Origin of the sequence: Streptomyces sp. NPDC059695 (assembly GCF_042733785.1) — a bacterium.
In the GTDB taxonomy this organism is placed as follows: Bacteria; Actinomycetota; Actinomycetes; order Streptomycetales; family Streptomycetaceae; genus Streptomyces.
This window is the reverse complement of the sequence record NZ_JBHWFF010000027.1, coordinates 42,441-66,891: the sequence shown is the minus strand read 5'-3', so window position 1 is coordinate 66,891 and position 24,451 is coordinate 42,441. Positions and strand designations below refer to the sequence as shown.

Here is a 24,451-nt window from a genome sequence, read left to right as displayed (position 1 = left end):
CAGCCCACTCTCGCCGTGGCGTGTGAGGCGGGGGGCGTGGCTCAAGACCTTTGTGTAGGGGTGGGTGCGGGGCAGGCGCACCGCCTGGGCGGGGGGGGGGGGCCCGGCTTTTTGCTACGGTTCAAGAGACCGCAAAGAAGTGATCAAGGGTGGGGAACGCTCATGAACAAGTCCGCATGGAAGCGCGCGGGCGTAGCCCTGGCGGCCGCGGCCGTCGTGACCGGCGTCGCAGGCTGTCAGGACGGCGGGGACGCCAAGGCGGCCCCCGAGAAGCAGGGCCACGGGGACGTCACGAAGGTCATCCAGGCCGCGTACGAGAAGACCTCGGCCGCCAAGGCGGCCAAGGTCAAGATGACCATGACCATGGAGGGTGTCGGCGAGGGGTCCGGCACCGTCGAGATGACCGGCGTCCAGGGCTGGTCCCCGGCGGTCATGGACATCACCATGAAGGGCTCCATGCTGGCCGCGGGCAACCCGGGCGGTCCGGAGCAGATGCGCATGGTCATGCTCGACCAGGTCATGTACATGGACATGGGTGCCGCGCAGGCCGCCGAGATGGACGGCAAGCGCTGGATGAAGCTCGACCTGAAGGCCGCGGCCGAGGCCTCCGGCGACAAGGCGCTGCAGAAGCAGATGACCGGCGGCCTGGACAACATGAACCAGGACCCGGCCCAGCAGCTCGCCCTGCTCCTGGACTCCCCGGACCTCAAGCACGTCGGTGCCGAGAAGGTCAACGGCATGGAGACCCAGCACTACAAGGGCACGCTCACCTTCGAGCAGATGCTGAAGGCCAACGAGTCGTCGAAGCTCCTCTCCAAGGAGGACCACGACAAGCTCATCGCCAACGTGAAGAAGGCGGGCCTCAAGGGCTACGACACCGAGCTCTGGGTCACCGAGGAGGGCTACCCGGCCCGTATGGACGTCGGCATGACCATGGCCCAGGGCACGATGCAGATCCGCGCCGACTACAGCGACTACGGCACCAAGACCGCCGTCGAGGCCCCGCCGGCCAAGGACACCGTGGACCTCTTCGCGATGCTGAAGGAGCTCGGCCAGGGCTGATTTGCCCGGAGCCGTACCCGTCACGTACGCTTCCCCAGAAGCCAAAGACCGCTGGTCGTTGCTGTGCCCCACCGGGTGCGGTGGCCGAAGGATCCGCTGACAACGGACGACCCGCGCAGGTGACTGTGGAAGTGTTCCCGGACTTCATCGTCCGGTCGAGCAAAGCCCCGTGCGCCTGCGCCCGGGGCGTTTTGTTTTGTCCAGCCCCCTTCTGAGCGGTCCTCATCACCCGGAAGGAGGCCGACGCACTATGCCGACGCCCAACAAGGCTGCATCGGTGGCCGAGCTCAAGGACGCGTTCCAGAGCTCCAACGCCGCCGTGCTGACCGAGTACCGGGGTCTCACCGTCGCGCAGCTCAAGACGCTGCGTCGCTCTCTCGGTGAGAACGCCCAGTACGCCGTGGTGAAGAACACGCTGACCAAGATTGCGGCCAACGAGGCCGGGATCACCGCACTGGACGAGCACTTCGCTGGTCCGACCGCGGTCGCCTTCGTCACCGGTGACCCGGTGGAGTCGGCGAAGGCCCTGCGTGACTTCGCCAAGGAGAACCCGAACCTCATCATCAAGGCCGGTGTCCTTGACGGTAAGGCTCTCTCCGCCGACGACATCAAGAAGCTTGCGGACCTCGAGTCCCGCGAGGTTCTGCTCAGCAAGCTGGCCGGTGCCTTCAAGGGCAAGCAGTCTCAGGCTGCCTCGCTCTTCCAGGCGCTGCCGTCGAAGTTCGTCCGCACCGCGGAAGCGCTTCGCGTCAAGCTCGCCGAGCAGGGCGGTGCCGAGTAATTCGGCTCGCGCATTGATCCGCGCCGCCTAGTGCGCGGGTCGTAGCGGGCCGTTACGCCCGCCTCTTTAGACACATCGGCACCTGCCGAATTAGTGGAAGGATCGCCCATCATGGCGAAGCTCACCCAGGACGAACTCCTCGCCCAGTTCGAGGAGCTCACCCTCATCGAGCTCTCCGAGTTCGTGAAGGCCTTCGAGGACAAGTTCGACGTCACCGCCGCCGCGGCCGTCGCCGTCGCCGGTCCGGCCGCCTCCGGCGCCCCGGCCGAGGCCGAGGCCGAGCAGGACGAGTTCGACGTCATCCTCGAGGGTGCCGGCGACAAGAAGATCCAGGTCATCAAGGTCGTGCGCGAGCTCACCTCCCTGGGCCTCAAGGAGGCCAAGGACCTCGTCGACGGCACCCCGAAGCCGGTCCTCGAGAAGGTCGCGAAGGAGGCCGCCGAGAAGGCTGCCGAGTCCCTCAAGGCCGCCGGCGCCTCCGTCACGGTCAAGTAAGACCGTTTCGAGTCGCTGTAGCTGACTCCTGCCCCCGTGTAACGCGGGGGCAGCGAAAGGCGATCACCCTTATGGGTGGTCGCCTTTCGGCGTTCCCCGGACGGGCGTGGCGAGGGACTTGAGGGGCGCGGGAAGCGGAGTATGGTGATCTTCGCCGTGCGCCTCGCAGACCGGCGGGTCTTGACGAACCGCACGCAGCGCGCAATTCTCAGGACGCGTCGTCACAACGATCCGTTTCCGAGGCATGGATCGACGACTGAACGGGCAGTATCGAGGTGCGCCGCACGGCGCGAGGTACCGCGGAGTTGAGAGCAACGAGGGTCGCGAAGAAGTCGCCCTGGACATCAGTGAGCCAAGTGGCTACACTGACCCTTTGCGCTGCCTGTTAGCTGCCTCCTGCCCGTCACCAGGGGCATACCTTCGCATCCGCTACTCGGACCGACCCCGTCTGACCTGGCTTTTCGGCCATCTCAGGAAACGTCTGCCGTGAAGCGATGCAGGGGACCGGTACGCGCGTAGTGAGTCCGAGCCCTCGGAAGGACCCCCTCTTGGCCGCCTCGCGCAACGCCTCGACCAATACGAACAACGGCGCAAGCACCGCCCCGCTGCGCATCTCCTTTGCAAAGATCAAGGAGCCCCTCGAGGTTCCGAACCTCCTCGCGCTGCAGACCGAGAGCTTTGACTGGCTGCTCGGCAACGCCGCCTGGAAGGCTCGCGTCGAGGCTGCCCTTGAGTCGGGACAGGACGTCCCCAGGAAGTCCGGTCTGGAGGAGATCTTCGAGGAGATCTCCCCGATCGAGGACTTCTCCGGGTCGATGTCGCTGACCTTCCGCGACCACCGCTTCGAGCCGCCGAAGAACTCGATCGACGAGTGCAAGGACCGTGACTTCACGTACGGCGCCCCGCTCTTCGTCACCGCCGAGTTCACCAACAACGAGACCGGCGAGATCAAGTCCCAGACGGTCTTCATGGGCGACTTCCCGCTCATGACGAACAAGGGCACCTTCGTCATCAACGGCACCGAGCGTGTCGTGGTGTCGCAGCTGGTCCGTTCGCCCGGTGTCTACTTCGACTCGTCGATCGACAAGACGTCCGACAAGGACATCTTCTCCGCCAAGATCATCCCGTCCCGGGGTGCCTGGCTGGAGATGGAGATCGACAAGCGCGACCTGGTCGGTGTCCGCATCGACCGCAAGCGCAAGCAGTCCGTCACCGTCCTCCTCAAGGCTCTCGGCTGGACCACCGAGCAGATCCTGCAGGAGTTCGGCGAGTACGAGTCCATGCGCGCCACCCTGGAGAAGGACCACACCCAGGGCCAGGACGACGCGCTGCTCGACATCTACCGCAAGCTGCGTCCGGGCGAGCCGCCGACCCGTGAGGCCGCTCAGACGCTGCTCGAGAACCTCTACTTCAACCCGAAGCGCTACGACCTCGCGAAGGTCGGCCGCTACAAGGTGAACAAGAAGCTCGGCGCCGACGAGCCGCTGGACGCCGGCGTGCTCACCACCGACGACGTCATCGCCACGATCAAGTACCTGGTCAAGCTCCACGCGGGCGAGACCGAGACGATCGGCGAGAACGGCAACGAGATCGTCGTCGAGACCGACGACATCGACCACTTCGGCAACCGTCGTCTGCGCAACGTCGGCGAGCTCATCCAGAACCAGGTCCGCACGGGTCTGGCTCGTATGGAGCGCGTCGTCCGCGAGCGGATGACCACCCAGGACGTCGAGGCGATCACGCCGCAGACCCTGATCAACATCCGGCCGGTCGTCGCCTCCATCAAGGAGTTCTTCGGCACCAGCCAGCTGTCGCAGTTCATGGACCAGAACAACCCGCTGTCGGGTCTGACGCACAAGCGTCGTCTCTCGGCGCTGGGTCCCGGTGGTCTGTCCCGTGAGCGGGCCGGCTTCGAGGTCCGAGACGTGCACCCGTCCCACTACGGACGCATGTGCCCGATCGAGACCCCCGAAGGCCCGAACATCGGTCTGATCGGTTCGCTCGCCTCGTACGGCCGCGTCAACGCGTTCGGCTTCATCGAGACGCCGTACCGCAAGGTCGTCGACGGCCAGGTCACCGACGAGGTCGACTACGTCACCGCCGACGAGGAGGACCGCTTCGTCATCGCGCAGGCCAACGCCGCGCTCAACGACGACCTGCAGTTCACCGAGCCGCGCGTCCTGGTCCGCAAGCGTGGCGGCGAGGTCGACTACGTCGAGCCCGCCGACGTGGACTACATGGACGTCTCGCCGCGCCAGATGGTGTCGGTCGCGACCGCCATGATCCCGTTCCTCGAGCACGACGACGCCAACCGTGCCCTCATGGGCGCGAACATGATGCGTCAGGCCGTCCCGCTGATTAAGTCGGAGGCCCCGCTCGTCGGCACCGGCATGGAGTATCGCTGCGCCACCGACGCCGGCGACGTGCTCAAGGCCGAGAAGGACGGTGTCGTCCAGGAGCTGTCGGCCGACTACATCACGGTCGCCAACGACGACGGCACGTACATCACGTACCGCCTGCACAAGTTCTCCCGCTCCAACCAGGGCACCTCTGTGAACCAGAAGGTCGTCGTGGACGAGGGCGACCGCGTCATCGAGGGCCAGGTCCTCGCCGACGGTCCCGCCACCGAAGACGGCGAGATGGCGCTCGGCAAGAACCTCCTCGTGGCGTTCATGCCGTGGGAGGGCCACAACTACGAGGACGCGATCATCCTGTCGCAGCGCCTCGTGCAGGACGACGTCCTCTCCTCGATCCACATCGAGGAGCACGAGGTCGACGCCCGTGACACCAAGCTCGGCCCGGAGGAGATCACCCGGGACATCCCGAACGTCTCCGAGGAGGTCCTCGCGGACCTCGACGAGCGCGGCATCATCCGCATCGGTGCCGAGGTCGTCGCCGGCGACATCCTCGTCGGCAAGGTCACGCCCAAGGGTGAGACCGAGCTGACCCCGGAGGAGCGCCTGCTCCGCGCGATCTTCGGTGAGAAGGCCCGTGAGGTCCGTGACACCTCGCTGAAGGTGCCGCACGGCGAGATCGGCAAGATCATCGGCGTCCGCGTCTTCGACCGCGAGGAGGGCGACGAGCTTCCCCCGGGCGTGAACCAGCTGGTCCGCGTCTACGTCGCCCAGAAGCGCAAGATCACCGATGGTGACAAGCTCGCCGGCCGTCACGGCAACAAGGGCGTCATCTCGAAGATCCTCCCGATCGAGGACATGCCGTTCCTCGAGGACGGCACCCCGGTCGACATCATCCTCAACCCGCTGGGTGTCCCGTCCCGAATGAACCCGGGACAGGTCCTGGAGATCCACCTCGGCTGGCTCGCCAGCCGCGGCTGGGACGTCTCCGGTCTCGCGGACGAGTGGGCGCAGCGCCTCCAGGCGATCGGCGCCGACCAGGTCGCCCCCGGCACCAACGTCGCGACCCCGGTCTTCGACGGTGCGCGTGAGGACGAGCTCGCGGGTCTGCTGAACCACACCATCCCGAACCGCGACGGCGAGCGCATGGTGCTCCCGACCGGTAAGGCGAGGCTGTTCGACGGCCGCTCCGGCGAGCCGTTCCCGGACCCGATCTCCGTCGGGTACATGTACATCCTCAAGCTCCACCACCTGGTCGACGACAAGCTGCACGCGCGTTCGACCGGCCCGTACTCGATGATCACCCAGCAGCCGCTGGGTGGTAAGGCCCAGTTCGGTGGCCAGCGCTTCGGTGAGATGGAGGTGTGGGCGCTGGAGGCATACGGCGCCGCGTACGCCCTCCAGGAGCTGCTGACGATCAAGTCCGACGACGTGACCGGCCGCGTGAAGGTCTACGAGGCCATCGTCAAGGGCGAGAACATCCCTGAGCCCGGCATCCCCGAGTCCTTCAAGGTGCTCATCAAGGAGATGCAGTCCCTGTGCCTCAACGTGGAGGTGCTGTCCTCGGACGGCATGTCCATCGAGATGCGCGACACCGACGAGGACGTCTTCCGCGCAGCGGAGGAGCTCGGCATCGACCTGTCCCGGCGCGAGCCGAGCAGCGTCGAAGAGGTCTGACGGGAGTCCGGCAGGGGGACCAGCGATGGTCCCCCCGCCGGCCCCAGGACCCCCGTATCAGACCCCAAAGCCTTACAACCCTGAGAGGGATTGACGCATAGTGCTCGACGTCAACTTCTTCGACGAGCTCCGGATCGGTCTGGCCACCGCTGACGACATCCGTCAGTGGAGCCACGGCGAGGTCAAGAAGCCGGAGACCATCAACTACCGCACGCTCAAGCCCGAGAAGGACGGACTCTTCTGCGAGAAGATCTTCGGTCCGACCCGGGACTGGGAGTGCTACTGCGGCAAGTACAAGCGCGTCCGCTTCAAGGGCATCATCTGTGAGCGGTGTGGCGTCGAGGTCACCCGCGCCAAGGTGCGCCGTGAGCGGATGGGCCACATCGAGCTCGCCGCTCCCGTCACCCACATCTGGTACTTCAAGGGCGTCCCCTCGCGCCTTGGCTACCTGCTCGACCTCGCCCCGAAGGACCTCGAGAAGGTCATCTACTTCGCGGCGTACATGATCACGTACGTCGACGACGAGCGTCGTACGCGTGACCTGCCCTCGCTGGAGGCGCACGTCTCCGTCGAGCGTCAGCAGATCGAGAACCGTCGCGACTCCGACCTGGAGGCCCGCGCCAAGAAGCTCGAGAACGACCTCGGCGAGCTCGAGGCCGAGGGTGCGAAGGCCGACGTGCGCCGCAAGGTGCGCGAGGGTGCCGAGCGCGAGATGAAGCAGCTGCGCGACCGCGCGCAGCGCGAGATCGACCGTCTGGACGAGGTCTGGTCCCGCTTCAAGAACCTCAAGGTCCAGGACCTGGAGGGCGACGAGCTCCTCTACCGCGAGCTGCGTGACCGCTTCGGCACGTACTTCGACGGTTCGATGGGTGCCGCGGCGCTGCAGAAGCGCCTGGAGTCCTTCGACCTCGACGAGGAGGCCGAGCGCCTCCGCGAGATCATCCGTACCGGCAAGGGCCAGAAGAAGACCCGTGCGCTCAAGCGCCTCAAGGTCGTCTCCGCGTTCCTGCAGACCGCGAACAGCCCCAAGGGCATGGTTCTCGACTGCGTGCCGGTCATCCCGCCGGACCTGCGTCCGATGGTGCAGCTGGACGGTGGCCGCTTCGCGACCTCCGACCTGAACGACCTGTACCGCCGCGTGATCAACCGCAACAACCGTCTGAAGCGTCTGCTCGACCTCGGTGCCCCCGAGATCATCGTGAACAACGAGAAGCGGATGCTCCAGGAGGCGGTCGACGCCCTCTTCGACAACGGCCGTCGTGGTCGCCCGGTCACGGGCCCCGGCAACCGTCCGCTGAAGTCCCTCAGCGACATGCTGAAGGGCAAGCAGGGTCGATTCCGTCAGAACCTGCTCGGCAAGCGTGTCGACTACTCGGCGCGTTCCGTCATCGTCGTCGGCCCGCAGCTCAAGCTGCACCAGTGCGGTCTGCCGAAGGCCATGGCGCTGGAGCTCTTCAAGCCGTTCGTGATGAAGCGCCTGGTCGACCTGAACCACGCGCAGAACATCAAGAGCGCCAAGCGGATGGTCGAGCGCGGCCGCACGGTCGTGTACGACGTCCTCGAAGAGGTCATCGCCGAGCACCCGGTTCTGCTGAACCGTGCGCCCACGCTGCACCGCCTCGGCATCCAGGCCTTCGAGCCGCAGCTGGTCGAGGGCAAGGCCATCCAGATCCACCCGCTCGTCTGCACCGCGTTCAACGCGGACTTCGACGGTGACCAGATGGCCGTCCACCTGCCGCTCTCCGCGGAGGCGCAGGCCGAGGCCCGCATCCTGATGCTGTCCTCGAACAACATCCTGAAGCCGGCCGACGGCCGTCCGGTCACGATGCCGACCCAGGACATGGTCCTCGGTCTGTTCTTCCTGACCACCGACGGTGAGCTCCGTGACACCAAGGGCGAGGGCCGCGCGTTCGGCTCCACGGCCGAGGCGATCATGGCGTTCGACGCCGGCGAGCTCGCGCTCCAGTCGGAGATCGAGATCCGCTTCCCCGTCGGCACCGTCGCTCCGCGTGGCTGGGTTCCCCCGGTCGCGGAGGAGGGCGACGACCACGTCGGTGCGGCCGAGTGGCAGCAGGGTGACACCTTCCGTCTGCGGACGACCCTGGGCCGCGCGCTCTTCAACGAGCTGCTGCCCGAGGACTACCCGTTCGTCGACTACTCCGTCGGCAAGAAGCAGCTCTCCGAGATCGTCAACGACCTCGCCGAGCGCTACCCCAAGGTCATCGTGGCGGCGACGCTCGACAACCTGAAGGCGGCCGGCTTCTACTGGGCGACCCGCTCCGGCGTCACCGTGGCCATCTCCGACGTCGTCGTTCCCGAGGCGAAGAAGGAGATCGTCAAGGGCTACGAGGCGCAGGACGAGAAGGTCCAGAAGCAGTACGAGCGCGGTCTGATCACCAAGGAAGAGCGCACGCAGGAGCTCATCGCGATCTGGACCAAGGCGACCAACGAGGTCGCCGAGGCGATGAACGCGAACTTCCCGCGGACGAACCCCATCTTCATGATGGTTGACTCGGGTGCCCGAGGAAACATGATGCAGATGCGTCAGATCGCCGGTATGCGTGGTCTGGTGTCCAACGCCAAGAACGAGACGATCCCGCGTCCCATCAAGGCGTCGTTCCGCGAGGGCCTCACCGTCCTCGAGTACTTCATCTCCACGCACGGTGCCCGTAAGGGTCTCGCCGACACCGCCCTGCGTACCGCCGACTCGGGTTACCTGACCCGTCGTCTGGTGGACGTCTCGCAGGACGTCATCATCCGCGAGGAGGACTGTGGCACCGAGCGCGGTCTGAAGCTGCGGATCGCGGCCAAGGACGAGGCCGGTGTCCTGCGGAAGACGGACGACGTCGAGACCTCCGTGTACGCGCGGATGCTCGCCGAGGACGTCGTCGTCGACGGCAAGGTCATCGCGCCGGCCAACGTCGACCTGGGTGACGTGCTCATCGACGCCCTGGTCAACGCGGGCGTCGAGGAGGTCAAGACCCGTTCGGTCCTGACCTGTGAGTCCGCCGTCGGCACCTGTGCCTTCTGCTACGGACGCTCGCTCGCCACCGGCAAGCTGGTCGACATCGGTGAGGCGGTCGGCATCATCGCCGCCCAGTCCATCGGTGAGCCCGGTACCCAGCTGACGATGCGTACCTTCCACACCGGTGGTGTGGCCGGTGACGACATCACCCAGGGTCTGCCCCGTGTCGTCGAGCTCTTCGAGGCGCGGCAGCCGAAGGGTGTCGCCCCGATCTCCGAGGCGGCCGGTCGCGTCCGCATCGAGGAGACCGAGAAGACCAAGAAGATCGTCGTCACCCCGGACGACGGCACCGACGAGACGGCGTTCCCGATCTCGAAGCGTGCCCGTCTGCTCGTGGGCGAGGGCGACCACGTCGAGGTGGGCCAGAAGCTCACCGTGGGTGCCACCAACCCGCACGACGTGCTCCGGATCCTCGGTCAGCGCGCGGTCCAGGTCCACCTGGTCGGCGAAGTCCAGAAGGTCTACAACTCGCAGGGCGTGTCGATCCACGACAAGCACATCGAGATCATCATCCGGCAGATGCTGCGCCGCGTGACGATCATCGAGTCCGGCGACGCGGAGCTTCTGCCGGGCGAGCTGGTCGAGCGGTCGAAGTTCGAGACCGAGAACCGTCGTGTGGTCACCGAGGGCGGTCACCCCGCCTCCGGCCGTCCGCAGCTGATGGGTATCACCAAGGCCTCGCTCGCCACCGAGTCGTGGCTGTCGGCGGCGTCCTTCCAGGAGACGACCCGAGTCCTGACGGATGCGGCGATCAACGCCAAGTCCGACAGCCTCATCGGCCTCAAGGAGAACGTCATCATCGGTAAGCTCATCCCGGCCGGTACGGGTCTGTCCCGCTACCGCAACATCCGGGTCGAGCCGACCGAGGAGGCCAAGGCCGCGATGTACTCGGCCGTCGGCTACGACGACATCGACTACTCGCCGTTCGGCTCGGGCTCCGGCCAGGCCGTTCCGCTGGAGGACTACGACTACGGTCCGTACAACCAGTAAGCGAGTGCGCTCGACCGAAGGGCGGTCACCCCGTGCGGGGTGGCCGCCCTTCGGCGTGCGCCGGGGGAGGCGGGATCACCTGGCGGCCAGTTCCCAGACCGCGACGAGCAGGCCGGCGCTCGCGGTGAGCGCGACGATGCTGTTCAGCGGCCAGCGGGCGCGCTCCAGGTCGTCGAGGCGGGCCTCGTGGTCGGCGAGCTGCCGGTCGGTCTGGTCGCTGCGCTGCACGAGCAGCGCGAGGGAGCCGTCGACCCGGGCGAAGCCGGCCTCCAGGGTGCCGCGGAGCCGCTCCAGTTCGAGGGCGACGGCGACCGGGTCGTTCGGGTCAGGCTCGGTCATCGGCACCGCCCGGGGTGGGGCGCAGCCAGGACGGCAGCAGGTTCTGCACCAGGTCGAGGGCCATCACCCGGGCCAGCCCGCCGGCGACGGCCAGCGCGCCCGCGACCCAGGGGAGGGTCGCGGGGATGCCGGAGGCGTCGACGACGGCGGGGAGCACGACGGCGATGCCGACGGCGGACTGGAGGACGGTTCGGGCCGTGCGCTTGGCGGCATCGGACATCGGTCTGCTCCTCTGGGTCACTTCGTGTGGGGGACCTTCAGCGCGTTCCAGGAGGCGGCGCCGGGGATGCCGTCGGCGTCGGTGCCGCGGAAGCCGAGCTTGTGCTGCCACTTGGCGTAGCTGAGCCGGTCGGCCTCGCCCCAGCGGGGGCTGGGGCCGACGGTGTACGCGGAGCAGCCCTCGGCGACGAGGCGGCGGCCCATGGCGGTGATGACCGGGGAGCTCGTCTCCCTGCGGAAGAACGAGGTGCCCGGGAAGGGCTGGAAGAGGGGGGTGGCGGGCTTTCCGGCGTCGGGGGCGGGCTTGGCGGGGGCCTTGTTCAGCCGGGCCTGCACCCGGTCGCGCATCGTGGGCATGGCGAAGCCCCGGGGGTCGTCCTTCCAGTCCGACCACTCCTTGTGGCCGATGACCGAGCGGGCGCCCCAGCCGTGGGCCCGGCACAGGGCGGCGGAGACCCGTTCGATCGCGTCGAGCTGGGCGGGCGGCCAGGGGTCGGTGCCGTTGCCGAGGTTGACGCACTCGAAGCCGTAGAAGCGGGAGTTTCCGTCGACGGCGCCGGAGCTGCCCTGGTGTTCGCGCGGGGCGGGCGGCCGGTCGCCGTACGTCTCGCTGATCACGGCCCGCAGGACGGACGGGTCGCCGCCGCCGGCGTGGTTGGCGCGGCCGTTCGCGACGAGGTGGACGCTGCCGTCCTTGGCGATGACGCCGTGGCAGAGCGGGCCCGGCAGCCCTTCGTATCCGTCGAAGCACATCTCGACGGTGTTGGCGGTGCCGGCGGAGACGGTGTGGTGGATGATCACGCCGGTGACCGGGCCCCAGGCACCGGCGTGGTTGCGGTGGTGGGTGCGCCAGCCGGGGTGCTCGACGACGTCGACGCCTTCGGCGCGGAGCGCGGCGACGAGCCGGTCCGCGGTGAGGGGAGTGGCCATCTGGTGTCCTCCGGACATGAAAAAGGCCCGCCGGAATCCGGTCGGGCGGGGGTACGGGGCGGGGCGGTGCTACGGGGCCGGGACCGGCGGCTCGGGCGGGGCCCAGCTCGCGCACAGGGCGGCGAAGGCGGCCCGGTGGGTCTCGAAGTCGGCCAGGGCGGCCGCCACCGCGCGCTGGACGGCGGTCTGGTCGGGGACGGCCGGGACGCCGTCGCGGGCGTCCACGACGATCAGGGCGGAGCCGCGCAGGAAGGTGTCGCCGGTGCCCCGCTCGGTGACCTCGGCGGTCACGTACACCGACGGGTACTGCCCGGTCACCGGGTCGCGCTGGAGGGCGTAGCCCATGCTGTTGTCGTAGACGCGCAGAACGAGGGTGTGGGAGCCCTCGGTGACGGTGGCGCGGCCCGCGTAGTCGATGGCCACGCCCCAGGGCTGGGTGGGGTCGATGTTCATGGGTGCTCCTCGTGGGTCAGGTCTGGGCGCCGTGGATGAGAAGGGGCTGGGCGTAGACCGTGCCGGCGCTCGCCAGGGCCTGGATCTCGATGGTCATCGTCTGGCCGAACCGGGTCTTCATGTCGCCGGGCAGCAGGCCGAGGTAGTCGTAGGTGGTGCCCGCGGTGACGGTGGGGCCGAACGGGACGCCGTCGACGAGGACCCGCACCTGGCCGGTTCCGCCGCTCGACGCCGCCGTACCGAGGGAGAGCCGCATCTTGGGCTGCCAGACGGGGTTCATGCAGCGGGCGATGGTGGTGAAGGCGGGGGCGGTGGTGGAGGGCCACCTGGCCGGGTCGCTGGCGAGCGGCGGCATCAGCTGGAGCCAGGGCCGGGCCAGGCCGCCGGTCAGGATGTCGTCCGCGAAGATCTCGTGGTTGTAGCCGTCGAAGATCCGGAACAGCGGCCGGGTGATGGTGACACTGCCGGTCTGGGTGGGGCGGAACTCGTTGACGGCGGGGCGGGTGTTGACGGCCGTGGACAGGGCCTTGAGCCGGCGTTCCATCTGGTTGAGCCGGTCGATGATGTCCTCGGGCAGCTGGGGCATCAGGCCTCCTCGAGGTAGAGCTCGGCGGTGTCGGGACGGCCGCGTTCCGGCGGGGTGATCTTGACGCCGATGATGCGGTAGCGGGCGTCGAGGCCCTGGGAGTACCACTCGTCGGTGATCCGGATGCGGGCGACGCGGCCGAGGAGTGCCGGCGGGACGATCCCGCCGAGGTGGATGGAGACCGAGGGGATCACCACGGCGCCGCGGGCCTGCTTGAGTTCCGTGGCGGCCACCGAGTCGAGCGCGAGCGTGTCGGTGATCTCGTTGTGGTCCGAGGACAGGTCGATCAGCGGCCAGCCGTCCACGAGCAGGTCGCTGGCGTACTGCTGGGTGGAGTAGATCGGCCGGGACTCGGCGGCGGCGTTGGCGTTGGTGGAGGATCCGCGGGCCAGGGCGGTGGTGCCGCCGCGGGTGGCGTCGTACGGGAAGGAGTACGACAGGATGACGCCGGGCCGGTCGAAGACCAGGTCGGTCGCGCCCGTGACGATCTTGGGCTCGCCGAGGCGGAGCTGCCGGATCCGCGAGCCGGTGACCGGGTCGCGGTAGACGAGGATCTGGTACTCGAAGCCGTCCTCGGTGGCGGCGAGCTGGTCGAGCGCCTCCAGGTAGACGGTCTCGTCGCCCTTGCGCCACGAGGCCGTCTTCCGGAACTTCGGGATCTCGTCGCCGAAGCTGATCCCGATGCGGCGCGGCTCCTCGCCCTCGGGGGCGTCGGGGTAGGCCTGGACGTCGAGCTCGCGCCAGAGCCGGCGTGCGATCTCCACCTGGTCGGTGGGGGTGTCGTAGGTGATGTCGGTCCGGATGCGGCGGCGTCCGGCGTACGAGTCGAAGGTGGCGGCCTGGATGCCGAGGGTCAGCACCCCGCGGCCGCTGGACTGCAGGGTGCTGGTCCAGACGATGCCGCCCCACCACAGGTCGCCGCCGCGCTCCAGGTAGACCGCGGTGCGGCCTTCCCGGACCTTCTTGACGCGGTCGGCGATGGCCCGGTCGGGGATGGGGATCGTGCCGGAGAGCGAGCCCGCCTTGCCGATGTAGTCGTCGAACGAGACGTCCCGCAGCGGGAGGATGTCCAGCGTCTGGTCGGTGAGCAGGTCGCAGAAGATCGCCCGGTAGGGCGTGTCGATGGCCATCGGGGACCCCCTTACAGGACGTAGGTGGCGGTGATGCGGATGTTCCGGCCGGCGGTCAGGACGCCGTTGGCGGACCAGGTGCGCACGTGGACGCTGCCGTCGGGGGAGAAGGTGAAGGCGCCCTGGCCGTAGAAGTCGGTGCCCGACGCCTCGTAGGCGAACGAGGGACGCCAGCCCGCGGGCAGGGAGCACACCAGCTCGTCGGGGCTGAGGTTGCCGGCGGTGGTGGCGGTGAGATCGGTTCCGCTGCGGGACACCGTCACGGAGACGGTGGCCACGCCCCGGGTCCTGCGCCCCGCGAAGCCGACGAGCGTCCAGCCGGTGGCCGGGGTCGCTCCCGAGCCGGCCGTCTCGACCTCGACCGGCGGCTGGTAGGCCGCCCAGGCGCTGCCGTTCCAGCGCTGGAGCTGGCCGCCGTTGTAGTCGCGGTACTGGCCGTTGTAGCTGCCGGTGGTGATCGTGCCGCTGGGCGCGATGCCGCCGATCTCCTTGGGGTAGGCGACCCAGGCGGTGCCGTCCCAGCGCTGGAGGAAGTGGGCGTTGTCGTTGTCCTGGTACTGGCCCGGGTAGGCGCCGGGCACGCCCGCGTTGTTGTAGACGGGCAGGATGCCGCCGGCGGACACGGTCGTGGTGCGCAGGTCGGTGGAGGCGCCGCCCGCCCAGTCGATGCCGCCGGTGCCGGCGGAGGCGCCCTTCTTCACCTTCACCGTGAACAGGGTGAGGGACCGGGCGGGCGCGGCCGGGGCGGCCGGGACCGCCGCCGGGGTGCCCTTGATGATCTCGATGCCGGCCTCGAACCTGCCGAGGGCGTCCACGTCGTTGTCGTAGACGCGGACCACGACCAGGTCGATGCGGTCGTTGAGCGGGTCGCCGTCGGCGAAGGTGATCGTGATGTCCTCGTCGAGGGCGACGGGATAGGCGCCGTCGGTGGTGGCGCCCTGCACGACGGCCTTGCCGTGGTAGACGGTGGCCGTCATCGGGCCGGTGGAGCTCATCCACAGGCCGCCGACCCGGAACTTCCCGTCGTACGTGCCGGGCAGGACGCCGGACCGGACGCCGAGCGGGTTGGCGGGGGTGGTGGCGCCGATGTTGGTGATGCGGGTGTTCTGACGGGTCTGCCCGGTGGGCATCAGCCATCCGGAACGAACGGGCATGGGTGGACTCCTGTCGGTGGGCGGCGGGCGGGACGTGGGCTCAGTGCTGCGGGGTGACCTGGAGGTACGTGTTGTTGAACCAGGTCTGGAGCGCGGCGTTGGTGCCCCGGTAGTAGGCGGTGACCGTGTACGTGGCGCCCGCCGTGAGGTTCTGGAGGCGCTGGACGGTGGCCATGGAGACGTTTCCGGGAGCGGCGGCGACGACCGCGTTCGAGTCGTTCACGTCGCTGTGGACGACCGCGCCCGTGGTGACCTTCACGCCCATGAAGCCGATCCCGGACCCCGTGCCGACCACCTGGATCCGCGAGCCGAAGGAGAGGAGGGCCTGCCGCGAGGCCGGGGCGACGAAGCTGAGGGACACCACGCCCCGGTTGGTCAGCGTGTTCACCCAGGTCGTCGAGGTGGTGTAGCTGGAGTCCAGCGAGTCGGCGAAGTACGGACCCGGGACGGCGGGCACCCATGCCGCGCCGTTCCAGCGCTCGATCCGGCCGCCCGCGCCGTCCCGGTACTGGCCGGTGTAGCTGCCCTGGAGCGTGGAGGCCGAGCTCGGCACGATGCCGCCGACCGCCTCCGGGTAGGCCACCCACTTGCCGCCGTCCCAGCGCTGGAACTGGTTGTTGGCGGTGTCCTGGTACTGGCCCGGGTGGGCGCCCGGCAGGACGGGGCCCTCGACGGGGAGGATGCCGCCGAGGGCGACGACCGGGGTGCGCAGGTCCTTCAGGGACGTGTTCCACGGGATGCCGCCGTTGCCCGCGCTGGCGCCGGCCGGAACCGTCACCTCGTACAGCGGGAGGCTGCGCGCCGGGGCCGGCGGAGCCTTGGGGGCCTGGCCCGGCACGCCCTGGATGATCTCGACCTTGGCCTCGTTGCGGCTGCTGCCGTCGTAGAGGTTGTCGTAGACCTTCAGGACGACCAGGTCGATCCGGCCGTACTGGGCGTCGCCCGCGGCGAAGGTGACCTGCTCGGAGGCCGGCAGGGACACCGGGTAGACGCCCTGGGAGATGTCGCCCTGGATGACGGCCCGGCCCTCGGAGACCGTCGCCGTCATGGCGGAGGCCTTGTCCATCCAGAAGCCGGACAGCCGGTACTTGCCGTCGTAGGAGCCCGGCAGGATGCCGGAGCGGACCTGGACGGGGTTGACCATCGTGGTCGCGCCGACCTGGTTGAGGCGGGTGTCCTCGCGGGTCTGGCCTGTCTCGGCGACCCAGCTGCTGCGCAGTGCCATGGGGGTTCTCCAATCGGGGGGTGCGGAGGGAGGGCGGTCAGGACCTGATCCACTGGGCGGACAGGTTGCTGGAGTAGCCCGAGCCGCCGAGGGTGCGGACGGCGGCGGTGTGGTTGTGGTAGCCGGCGAGCTGCAGGACGTTGCCCGCCGTGAGCTTGATCAGGCCCCCGCCGCCGACCGTGACGGCCCCGGTGGACGCCGGGGCCAGCCAGGTCATCCGGGGGACGCCGACGCCGCCGAGGGTGATGCGGGCGCCGCGGACGCCGGTGGCGGAGTCGCCGTTCCAGGCGACGTGGCCGGAGACCCGCCACCAGCCGGTGCGCGGGACGACGAAGCTGTCGGAGCCGTTCCAGCCGGTGAAGTCGTCGATGTCGACGTACTGGAGGGTGATCGGGGTCCAGATGCTCGCCGGCACGCTCTGCATCGCCGTCTGCGAGACGCTGAACAGGACGGCCGCCCTGCCCTCGGCGTACTGCCAGGCCGAGCCGTCCCAGCGCTGGAGGACGCCCGCGTTGTCGCGGTACTGGCCGGTGTACCCGCCGGTCGTCATGGTGCCGTGCGGGGCGATGCCGCCGAGGGGCTTCGCGTACGAGACCCAGGTCGAGCCGTCCCAGCGCTGGAGCAGTCCGGAGACGTCCCGGTACTGGCCGACGTAGGCGCCCTTGAAGCCGCTGGTCGGGATGATGCCGCCGAGCGCGGTCATCGGGTAGTGCAGGGTCGTGACGACGCCCGCGGTGGTCCACTGGACGCCGCCGGTGCCGGCCGAGGTGCCGGCCGGCACCGAGACGGTGTAGAGCGGGAAGGCGCTGCCGGGGCCCGAGGAGGGCGCGACCGGGGTGGCCGCGGGGGTGCCCTTGACCAGCCGGATGACGACGTCCGTCGTGCCGCTGCGGTCGTACGCGTCGTCGAGGACGGCCAGTTCGATCAGATCGATCCGGCCGTACTGCGGGTCGCCGTCCGCGATCGTCAGCGTCTCGGGGGCGGTCACCGCGAGCATGTACGCGCCCTGGGCGGTGTCGCTGCCCTGGACCACGGCCCGGCCGGTGCCGATCGAGCACTGCATCGCCGAGGTGCCGGTCAGCCCGAGGCCGCCGGGCACGATGCCGGGCCGCGAGCGCAGCGGAGTCTCCGCCGCGCTCTGCCCGTTGGGAGTGAGCAGCGCGGACAGCGCGATCCGGGTGTCCTCGCGGGTCTGGCCGGTGGATTGGAGCCAGGCGGCCCGTACGGTCATGGGTTCACCTCTTCTGTGCGGGACGGGAAGGGGGTCGGGTCACCACTCGGCGCTGCGCCAGCGGATGGTCATCAGGGCCTCCGGGGTCGCCGCGTCGGGGCGGAACGACAGCTCCGTGCGGCCCGGTTCGAGGAGGAACAGCTCCTCGGGGCTGGAGTCGGCCATCGCGGTGTGGCGGCGGGAGGCGGTGTTGTTGAGCATCACCGTGCCGTTGGCGGTGTCGACGACGAGTTCGTCGCCCGCGGCCAGGTCGATCGCGTACCGCAGCCGGCGCTTGCTGACCCGCTCGGTGACGGTCGGCATGGAGCAGGGGCCGCGGAAGACGATCACCGGGTGGGTGGCGGCGGAGCCGGTGTTCTCGGCGACGGCGTCACCGGTGGACTTGGCCTGGCCCCAGTTCAGCGGCCAGACCAGCGGCCAGGTGAGGCCGGTCTCCGGCTGCGGGGGAGTGGTGGAGGCGCTCTGCTCGTTGACGCTGTAGCGCCGCGGGTCGGAGGCCAGCCACTGGATCGACATCTTCGAGCTGCCCTGGGTGGCGAAGCCCTGGTCCGCGGGGACCACGCGCTGGGCGATCCGGGCCCGCACGGCGAGGAGTTCGCCGTGCAGCCGGACGGTGAGCCAGCGCTCCTCGTCGAGGAGGGCCAGCGACTGGCGCAGGGCGCGGATGGCCTCGACGGCGGCGTCGTACTCCGGCATCAGCACGACCGTGCCGCTGACCTTGCGCGGCTTGGCGTACCGGGAGCCGGGCCAGGCGCCGTGCGAGGTGGGCCGGTCGGCGTCGGAGGAGTCGTACTCGGGCAGGTCCTCCCAGCCCTGGAGACCGGACCGGTCGACGTTGAAGGGCGTGCCGGGTCCGATGAGGAGCCCGGCCCACTGGATCTGCCCGTCCTGGGTGATCAGCGAGCCGGGCGCGAGGTCGGCGGTGAGGCTGTTGCCTGCGTATGTGGTTGTGGTCTCGGCCATGGGGCCGTCACCTCACTTCTGAGGGGCTGTCGGACTTCTGACGGTCTGTCGGTGCGCGGGGCCCCAGCGGTGCGGAGCCTCAGAGGTGTGGGGCCCCAGAGGTGCGCGGGGCCCCAGCGGTGCGGGGCCTCAGTGGTGCGGGGCCTCAGTGGTGCGCGGCGAGGAGGAAGAGCAGGTCCTCGGCGGTCGACCGCGGTCCGGCGCCCGGATCCTCGTGGAACTCCGCGATGCGGTGGGGCTGCCGGGGAGCCTCGGTGAGGGCCGGGACGCGCCGCTGTTCGAGCACGGTGAGCGGGTCGATGCGCGGCGCGCTGTCCGCGCCGGGGAAGACGACACCGCCCTCGGCGAGCATCGGGATCTTGTCGATGTCGACGCCGAACTTCTTGCCGAGGATGCTGAAGCTCAGCTTGTTGAGCCCGTCGATGATCCAGTTGGCGAAGGCGATGAGGCCGTTGATCGGCCCCTTGACGACCCCCAGCACGGCGGTGAGGGCGCCCTTGATCAGCTCGCCCATGCCGTGCAGGGCCTTGCCGACCGCCTCGTTGGCGGTGCGGAAGAAGCCCGGGATCTTGTCGGTGAAGAAGGACAGGAACGGGCGGACCGCGTCCTTGACGCCGCCGATCGTGCGCGAGGCGATGCCGCGCAGGGCCTCGCTGGCCGAGGCGACGGAGGTGCGCACCCGTGAGATGCCGCTGATGCCGGAGCCGATGAGACCCAGGGCCGTCGTGAACAGGGTGAGGTAGGCCTTGACGTAGGTCCCGACGGCCTGGCCGATCACCTTGAGGACGGGCTGAAGGAACGTCCAGGCGGACTGGAAGCCCTTCAGCGCCTGCTGCATGACCTGTCTGATGATCTTCTGGCCGGTCTCGCTGTTCGCCGCGTACTCGATGAGCCAGGCGATGACCGGGACGAGGATGCCGGCGAGGAAGCCGAGCGGGTTGCCGCGCATGGCGAGGTTGACGCCGGTCATGGCGACGGAGGCGATCTCCATCACCGTGCCGTAGGTGTCCATCAGCCTGGTGATCGTGTCGGTGACGGGCAGCAGCGGCGCCAGGATCGCCAGGATCGTGCCCACCGCGGGGCCGAACCTCCCCGCGGCGGCGCGGATCCTCCCGGCCGCGACGCCGAGCTTCTGGACGCCGGCGGCGGCCTTCGACCGCTGGATCCGCCCGACGGAGGTCGCCGCGCCGGAAGCGGTGCTCCCGAGGGTGCGTACGGAGGTTCCGGCGGTCCGCAGTTCGGTGGCGAACCTGGCGATGCCGCCGGCCGCCGCCTGGACGTCCTGCTTGAGCCGCCCGAGCGAGCCGTTGGCCGTCTCGGCGCCCTGTCGCAGGGAGGTCATCGTCGGCGTCAGGCGGCCGAACGCCGGCATGCGGACGGCGACGGCACTCATCCGCGTGCCTTCGCCAGGTACATCAGCGCGTCCGCGGTGGACTGCGGGTCGCTGTCACGGGCCGCGTGGTAGTTCTCGATGTGCAGCCCGGCGCCGCCACCGCTGCCGGTCTGCAGCTGCGCCGTCATCCGGGCGCGGCGGGCGGTCATGGCGAGCAGCCGGTCCAGCTTGGACAGCGGCAGGACGGCCTCGGCCTCGCCGGCCTCGGCGAGGATCGCCGGGACACCGCCGCTGCGGGGCATGACGACGCCGCCGGTGGCGAGCATGGGGATGGTCGGGATGTTGACGCCGAAGGTCTTGCCGCCGACGACGGGGACCCAGCCGGGGACGCTGACCTTGACGCCGTTGACGGCCCGGATCATCCGGTTGATCAGGCCGATGACGGCGTTGACCGGGCCGGACACGCCGCTCTTGATGCCCTCGAACGCCCGGGTCGCGATGCCCTTGAGGCCGTTCCAGATCGAGGACATCTTGTCCTTGACGGCGCTGAAGGCGTTCGGGATCGCGCTCTTGATCCAGTTCACCACCGGGGTGATGACGGACTTGATGCCGTTCCAGACGGTGCCGATGACGGTCTTGATCGCCTTCATCACCGTGGTGATGACCGTCTTCCAGATGGTGACGTAGGTCTTGATGACGGTGGCGACGGCCTTGACGACGGTGGAGATCGCCGACTTGATGCCGTTCCAGACCGTCTTGATCAGCTGTCCGGCCTTCTGCATGATCGGGCCGACGGCCTTCATGACCGAGCTGATCACGGTCTTGATGGCGTCGAAGGCCTTCTTGAGGATCTTCTGCATCGTCTTGGACTGCATCGCCATCTCGACGATCTTCTCGATGAGAGGCATGAAGAGTTCGATCAGGCGGGCGAGGAGATTGCCCTTCATGGACTTGTTGAGCTTGTCCTGGCCCTTGGCGGCCTTGCCCGCGCCGGATTCGTACTTCCCCAGCTTCTTGCCCGCGGACTCGGCGGTCGTGCCGGCCTTCGACATGGACTTCTCGGCCTGGTCCGAGGCCGTCTTGAGGTTCTTGAGCTGGGTGTTGGACCCCTGGGCGTTGGTCTTGAGCGTCTTGAGCTGACCGGACGCGGACTTTCCGGCGTCGCCGACCTTCTTGACCGAAGTGCCGGCGCCGGAGGCCTGGGTCTTGAGGTTGCGCAGGGAGTCGGACGCGGTCTTGAGCGACCTGACGAGAGACATGGTCTACCTCCTTTCGTGGTGGGGGGACTCAGCCGGCGGTCGCGCCGAGCTGCTGGTCGAGGGACTGGACCGTCAGCCTGAGCTCGTTGAACTTGGTGCGCAGGGTTCCGGTCGCCGCGGCGAGGTTGGTCATCGCCGAGTCCGTGCCCTGGAGGTTCGCGGCCTTGGGGATCTTGTCCGGGTTGAAGCCGAGCATGGCGGACTTGAGCTTGTCCGTGGCCCGGGCGACCTTCTCGACCTTCTTGGGATCGGCGTTCCGCATGGCGTTGTTGATCTTGTTGACGCCTTCGGCGACCGGTCGCATCTGCGCGTGGTCGATGCCGGTGATGGCTGCGGCGATCCTCTCGACGCCCTTCGCCGCCTTCTCGGCCTTGGCCTCGGTCGGCAGCTTGCGGAAGGACTGGATGAAGGCGGGCGCCCGGTTGTTGAACTTCAGCAGCTCCGGGTTCAGCTGCTGAAGCTGGGTGCGCAGGTTGTCGAAGTTCGCGTCGGCCGGGATCTGGGCGAGCGGACTGCCGCCGTTCTGCTGGGCCTGGATGTCGGTGAGCCGCTGCCGCGTCCAGGTGCCTTCCTGGTTGGGGCCGTAGGTGAAGCCGCCGTTCCGGCCGGCGTGCATGGTCTGCAGCTTCAGGATCAGCCACGCGCCCAGGGCCGCGGTGAGGATGGGGATGACGACGGCCGCGAGGGCGGTCCCGATGGCGCCGAGGGCGCCGAGGATGCCGCCCTCCAGCCCGGTCTTGATGATCTCGGCCATCGTGCCGAGGCCGACCTTCTCCATCCATTCTTCCCAGGGGGCCTTGGCGGCCTCTTCGGCGACCTTCTCCTGCTGCGCCTTGATGTCCTCGACCAGCTTGTTCATGGGCGCCAGCTGCTGCTTCATCCAGTCGGTGGTGGGCAGCCAGCCCCCGTCCACCTTCCTCAGGTAGTGCCTGAGGCCTGCCACCTGGATCGAGAGTTCCTCGTTCGTTACTTCTGCCATGGTTGCTCCGCTTCCGGCCGGTGACGGCCAAGCGCCGAAAAGCCCCTGCCGGGGTGGGGCTTCGGCAGGGGCTCGTGCGTAGGGGCGGTTCGGACGGCTAGGCGTCGGCGTCCCGGTGGGAGCCGCGGCGCGTCGTCGCGAGGGCGTCGTTCCAGCCCGCCGTGTAGGCGAGGGTCTCGTAGCGGCTGACCTCGGCGTACAGCGTGCCGAGCAACGCTCTCTTGTCGAGCGCGACGGGTCCGTCGAGAAGCTGGCGGAGGCGGTCCTGGAGCGGGATGTGCGGTCGCGATGCCTCGGCCTGCTGAGTCATGGACGCCTGCCTTCCGGTTGCTTGCCCGTGCGTGCGTGGCGGCGCCGCGGAGTGAGGCGGGGGCACCACGTTATCGAACTACTGTGCGAACAGAGTGTGGAACACCTGTTCGGGTTTGTCGAGCGGGAAACGTCTGACGGCGTGTCTTCCCGCGTATTTCCCAGGGGGGTTGGTGCAAGAACAGAGCTTCTGTTCGACCGGGGTACTCTGGGAGACGCGTTCCCTGGACCTGACTCATCCGGGGGGCACGAGGGGCGCGAGGGGCGCGTGGGGACCCCAGGGGGGCGGAAGGCAGTGCTGACGCATGGACACGGAGCCGGGCGGTAACCGGCGCGAGCAGGTCATCGACTGGCTCGAATCCCACCCTGATCTGCCTCATCTCTTCGCACGCCTCGCGGAACTCGTCCACGTCGCCGGGTACGCCCCGGAGGACCTCGTCGTGCTGCCCCGGGCCGAGGTCGACCGCCGCGAGGCCGCCGCGTTCACCGCCGGCTGGGCCGAGGCCGTCTCCGACGAACTCCCGCGCATCCGCAGGGAGTACGAGAAGCGCGTGGCCGACGCCTACGCCCAGGGACAGGGCGACGCGCGGGGCATCCGGCGCCCGCAGCGGCGCACGGACACCGCCCCCCAGGACGGGGCCCGGGTCATCCCGCTGCCCTTCGCCCGGCTCATGGAACCCCCGGAGGCGGTCGTCCAGGCCGAGGAGCGCGTCCGGCGGGAGCGCGAGCTGTTCGAACAGCGCCCCGAGCCGGAGTACGAGGAGTACGACGCGTACGAGCCGGAGTCCGGCCCCGCGCCCGCGTCCCCGCACGGGTACGAACCCGAGCCGGAGCACACGTCCGGACCCGGACCCGCGGCCGGGCCGGATCCCGGGGCGGACGTCCGGACGGGCGCCCCGGGCTCGCAGGAGGGCCGCACCCGCAGGAACCCGCAGCCGGTGCGGAAGGTCGTCCGCGGCAAGGGCGGCCGCCCGATCGTGCCCCCGCTCAGCGGCGTACCCGGACAGACCGGGGGGACCCCCGAGCGGCGCGGGCGCCGGCTCTCCGAGCGGGCCAGGAGCCTGGAGGAGGAGCTGGCCGCCGAGCGAGCACAGGAAGCGCCCCCGGAGCCCGCTTCCTGAGAGGGAGCGGACGCCGGGGGCAGCGGGTGCTTCGGCCGTCGGGACGGCGCCTCAGCCGAAGAAGCGGGCGAGGGCCGTGGGGGAGACCGCCGGACCGGCACCCTCCTCCGCGGACGCGCCGTCCCGCTCCTCGCCGTCCCCGCCGTCCCCGTCCGTGACGCCCGGACGGGGAACGGGCTTCGGCGGGTCGGGTGTCTCGTCGTCCTCACCGGTGTTGACGCACTGGAACATCCAGTTGGAGACGGCCAGATGGTCCACCGTGGCGGCGAGGAGGTGGTCGGTGATCGACCACTCCGCGGACTCCCCGTGGATCTGGCGCTGCACCGCGCCGTCCCGCGGAAGGTGCTGCACGAGGACCATCAGCCGCCGGCTGGAGAGATCGCCCCGGTACCAGTCGAGGAGATCGGTGGCGTAGTAGCGGAGCAGGTCCGCTTCGAGCGCCTCGGCGTGTTCGTCGACGAACTCGGCGAGGCTCAGTCTTCCCCCAGGCCGAGCCCGGTCTCCTTGCCGTAGGCCTCCAGGATCGCGGCGATGTCCTGCATCGTGAGGTCGTGCTCCTCGAAGCGGGCGAACTGCTCCTCACCCATCAGGAGCGCGAGCAGGCCGTCCACGTCGTTGTCGTCGAGCCTGCGCAGCGCCTTCGCGGTCTTGCGGGACAGCTCGGTGGGAAGCGTGTAGGACTCGCCGTCCAGCTCGAACGACCAGGTGCGGCCGTGGGCCTCCAGGCGCTGGGCGCGGGCGGCGTTGACGTCGAAACGGGCCATGGTGATGCGTACTCCTTGTTCGGGTGAGTGAGGAGGAGAGGGGCGGGGCGGGGGGGGGGGGGGGGCGCCGCG

At 69.3% G+C, this 24,451-nt stretch carries 22 protein-coding genes; 6 read left to right on the top strand and 16 right to left on the bottom strand.

The window, feature by feature from the left end; translation table 11 throughout:
• The first annotated feature begins 162 nt into the window (after positions 1–162).
• The 5 genes from ACFV2S_RS28660 to ACFV2S_RS28640 all read left to right on the top strand — a co-directional run bounded on the left by ACFV2S_RS28660 (position 163) and on the right by ACFV2S_RS28640 (position 10,384).
• The gene (locus ACFV2S_RS28660; protein ID WP_385564937.1) at positions 163–1,062 is read left to right on the top strand and encodes a hypothetical protein; all 900 of its coding nucleotides are present in this window, start codon (positions 163–165) and stop codon (positions 1,060–1,062) included.
• 250 nt (positions 1,063–1,312) lie between these two features.
• A complete protein-coding gene (rplJ, locus tag ACFV2S_RS28655) occupies positions 1,313–1,843 on the top strand; it encodes a 50S ribosomal protein L10 (RefSeq protein WP_030687887.1) in 531 nt (176 codons plus the stop codon).
• 111 nt (positions 1,844–1,954) lie between these two features.
• A complete protein-coding gene (gene rplL, locus ACFV2S_RS28650; protein WP_385564934.1) occupies positions 1,955–2,338 on the top strand; it encodes a 50S ribosomal protein L7/L12 in 384 nt (127 codons plus the stop codon).
• Positions 2,339–2,886: 548 nt separating this feature from the next.
• Positions 2,887–6,369, top strand: a complete 3,483-nt coding sequence (rpoB, locus tag ACFV2S_RS28645; RefSeq protein ID WP_383791778.1) for a DNA-directed RNA polymerase subunit beta — start codon at positions 2,887–2,889, stop codon at positions 6,367–6,369.
• A gap of 100 nt (positions 6,370–6,469) precedes the next feature.
• Complete coding sequence (locus ACFV2S_RS28640) at positions 6,470–10,384, top strand: DNA-directed RNA polymerase subunit beta' (RefSeq protein ID WP_383791775.1); 3,915 nt, start codon at positions 6,470–6,472, stop codon at positions 10,382–10,384.
• A gap of 75 nt (positions 10,385–10,459) precedes the next feature.
• Here the strand turns inward: ACFV2S_RS28640 and ACFV2S_RS28635 are convergent, their stop codons facing one another.
• The 14 genes from ACFV2S_RS28635 to ACFV2S_RS28570 form a co-directional block, all read right to left on the bottom strand.
• A complete protein-coding gene (locus ACFV2S_RS28635; protein WP_382864787.1) occupies positions 10,460–10,723 on the bottom strand; it encodes a hypothetical protein in 264 nt (87 codons plus the stop codon).
• Positions 10,710–10,943, bottom strand: coding sequence for a hypothetical protein (locus tag ACFV2S_RS28630; protein WP_385564929.1), 234 nt, complete (start codon positions 10,941–10,943; stop codon positions 10,710–10,712). Before ACFV2S_RS28630 ends, ACFV2S_RS28635 begins: the two co-directional genes overlap by 14 nt.
• 17 nt (positions 10,944–10,960) lie before the next feature.
• Positions 10,961–11,872 carry a peptidoglycan-binding protein gene (locus ACFV2S_RS28625; protein ID WP_385564926.1) on the bottom strand — a complete coding sequence of 304 codons (912 nt, stop codon included), beginning with the start codon at positions 11,870–11,872 and terminating at the stop codon, positions 10,961–10,963.
• A 69-nt stretch (positions 11,873–11,941) separates the two neighbouring features.
• Complete coding sequence (locus ACFV2S_RS28620; RefSeq protein WP_383791764.1) at positions 11,942–12,325, bottom strand: ATP-binding protein; 384 nt, start codon at positions 12,323–12,325, stop codon at positions 11,942–11,944.
• Between the two features lie 16 nt (positions 12,326–12,341).
• Positions 12,342–12,911 carry a hypothetical protein gene (locus ACFV2S_RS28615; RefSeq protein ID WP_385564922.1) on the bottom strand — a complete coding sequence of 190 codons (570 nt, stop codon included), beginning with the start codon at positions 12,909–12,911 and terminating at the stop codon, positions 12,342–12,344.
• Positions 12,911–14,041, bottom strand: coding sequence for a hypothetical protein (locus ACFV2S_RS28610; RefSeq protein WP_385564919.1), 1,131 nt, complete (start codon positions 14,039–14,041; stop codon positions 12,911–12,913). Before ACFV2S_RS28610 ends, ACFV2S_RS28615 begins: the two co-directional genes overlap by 1 nt.
• A gap of 11 nt (positions 14,042–14,052) precedes the next feature.
• The gene (locus ACFV2S_RS28605) at positions 14,053–15,195 is read right to left on the bottom strand and encodes a hypothetical protein (RefSeq protein ID WP_385564916.1); all 1,143 of its coding nucleotides are present in this window, start codon (positions 15,193–15,195) and stop codon (positions 14,053–14,055) included.
• Between the two features lie 40 nt (positions 15,196–15,235).
• A complete protein-coding gene (locus tag ACFV2S_RS28600; RefSeq protein ID WP_385564913.1) occupies positions 15,236–16,420 on the bottom strand; it encodes a hypothetical protein in 1,185 nt (394 codons plus the stop codon).
• A gap of 37 nt (positions 16,421–16,457) precedes the next feature.
• The gene (locus ACFV2S_RS28595) at positions 16,458–17,651 is read right to left on the bottom strand and encodes a hypothetical protein (protein ID WP_385564910.1); all 1,194 of its coding nucleotides are present in this window, start codon (positions 17,649–17,651) and stop codon (positions 16,458–16,460) included.
• Between the two features lie 39 nt (positions 17,652–17,690).
• A complete protein-coding gene (locus tag ACFV2S_RS28590) occupies positions 17,691–18,614 on the bottom strand; it encodes a phage distal tail protein (protein ID WP_383791747.1) in 924 nt (307 codons plus the stop codon).
• 145 nt (positions 18,615–18,759) lie between these two features.
• Positions 18,760–20,007: a tape-measure protein gene (locus tag ACFV2S_RS28585; protein WP_385564907.1), complete on the bottom strand. Its 1,248-nt coding sequence runs from the start codon at positions 20,005–20,007 to the stop codon at positions 18,760–18,762.
• Complete coding sequence (locus ACFV2S_RS28580; RefSeq protein ID WP_385564904.1) at positions 20,004–21,206, bottom strand: phage tail protein; 1,203 nt, start codon at positions 21,204–21,206, stop codon at positions 20,004–20,006. The genes ACFV2S_RS28585 and ACFV2S_RS28580 overlap by 4 nt, the downstream gene beginning before the upstream one ends.
• A gap of 28 nt (positions 21,207–21,234) precedes the next feature.
• Positions 21,235–22,185: a hypothetical protein gene (locus tag ACFV2S_RS28575; protein WP_385564901.1), complete on the bottom strand. Its 951-nt coding sequence runs from the start codon at positions 22,183–22,185 to the stop codon at positions 21,235–21,237.
• 97 nt (positions 22,186–22,282) lie between these two features.
• Positions 22,283–22,495, bottom strand: coding sequence for a hypothetical protein (locus ACFV2S_RS28570; RefSeq protein ID WP_383791735.1), 213 nt, complete (start codon positions 22,493–22,495; stop codon positions 22,283–22,285).
• 304 nt (positions 22,496–22,799) lie between these two features.
• On the opposite strand from ACFV2S_RS28570, the gene ACFV2S_RS28565 reads away from it, so the two are divergent.
• Positions 22,800–23,615, top strand: coding sequence for a hypothetical protein (locus ACFV2S_RS28565; RefSeq protein ID WP_385564898.1), 816 nt, complete (start codon positions 22,800–22,802; stop codon positions 23,613–23,615).
• Between the two features lie 51 nt (positions 23,616–23,666).
• Here ACFV2S_RS28565 and ACFV2S_RS28560 read toward each other — a convergent pair whose 3' ends face one another.
• Both ACFV2S_RS28560 and ACFV2S_RS28555 read right to left on the bottom strand, forming a co-directional pair.
• Positions 23,667–23,975: a hypothetical protein gene (locus tag ACFV2S_RS28560; protein ID WP_385564895.1), complete on the bottom strand. Its 309-nt coding sequence runs from the start codon at positions 23,973–23,975 to the stop codon at positions 23,667–23,669.
• Between the two features lie 113 nt (positions 23,976–24,088).
• Positions 24,089–24,379 carry a hypothetical protein gene (locus tag ACFV2S_RS28555; RefSeq protein WP_382864745.1) on the bottom strand — a complete coding sequence of 97 codons (291 nt, stop codon included), beginning with the start codon at positions 24,377–24,379 and terminating at the stop codon, positions 24,089–24,091.
• Positions 24,380–24,451 lie beyond the last annotated feature (72 nt).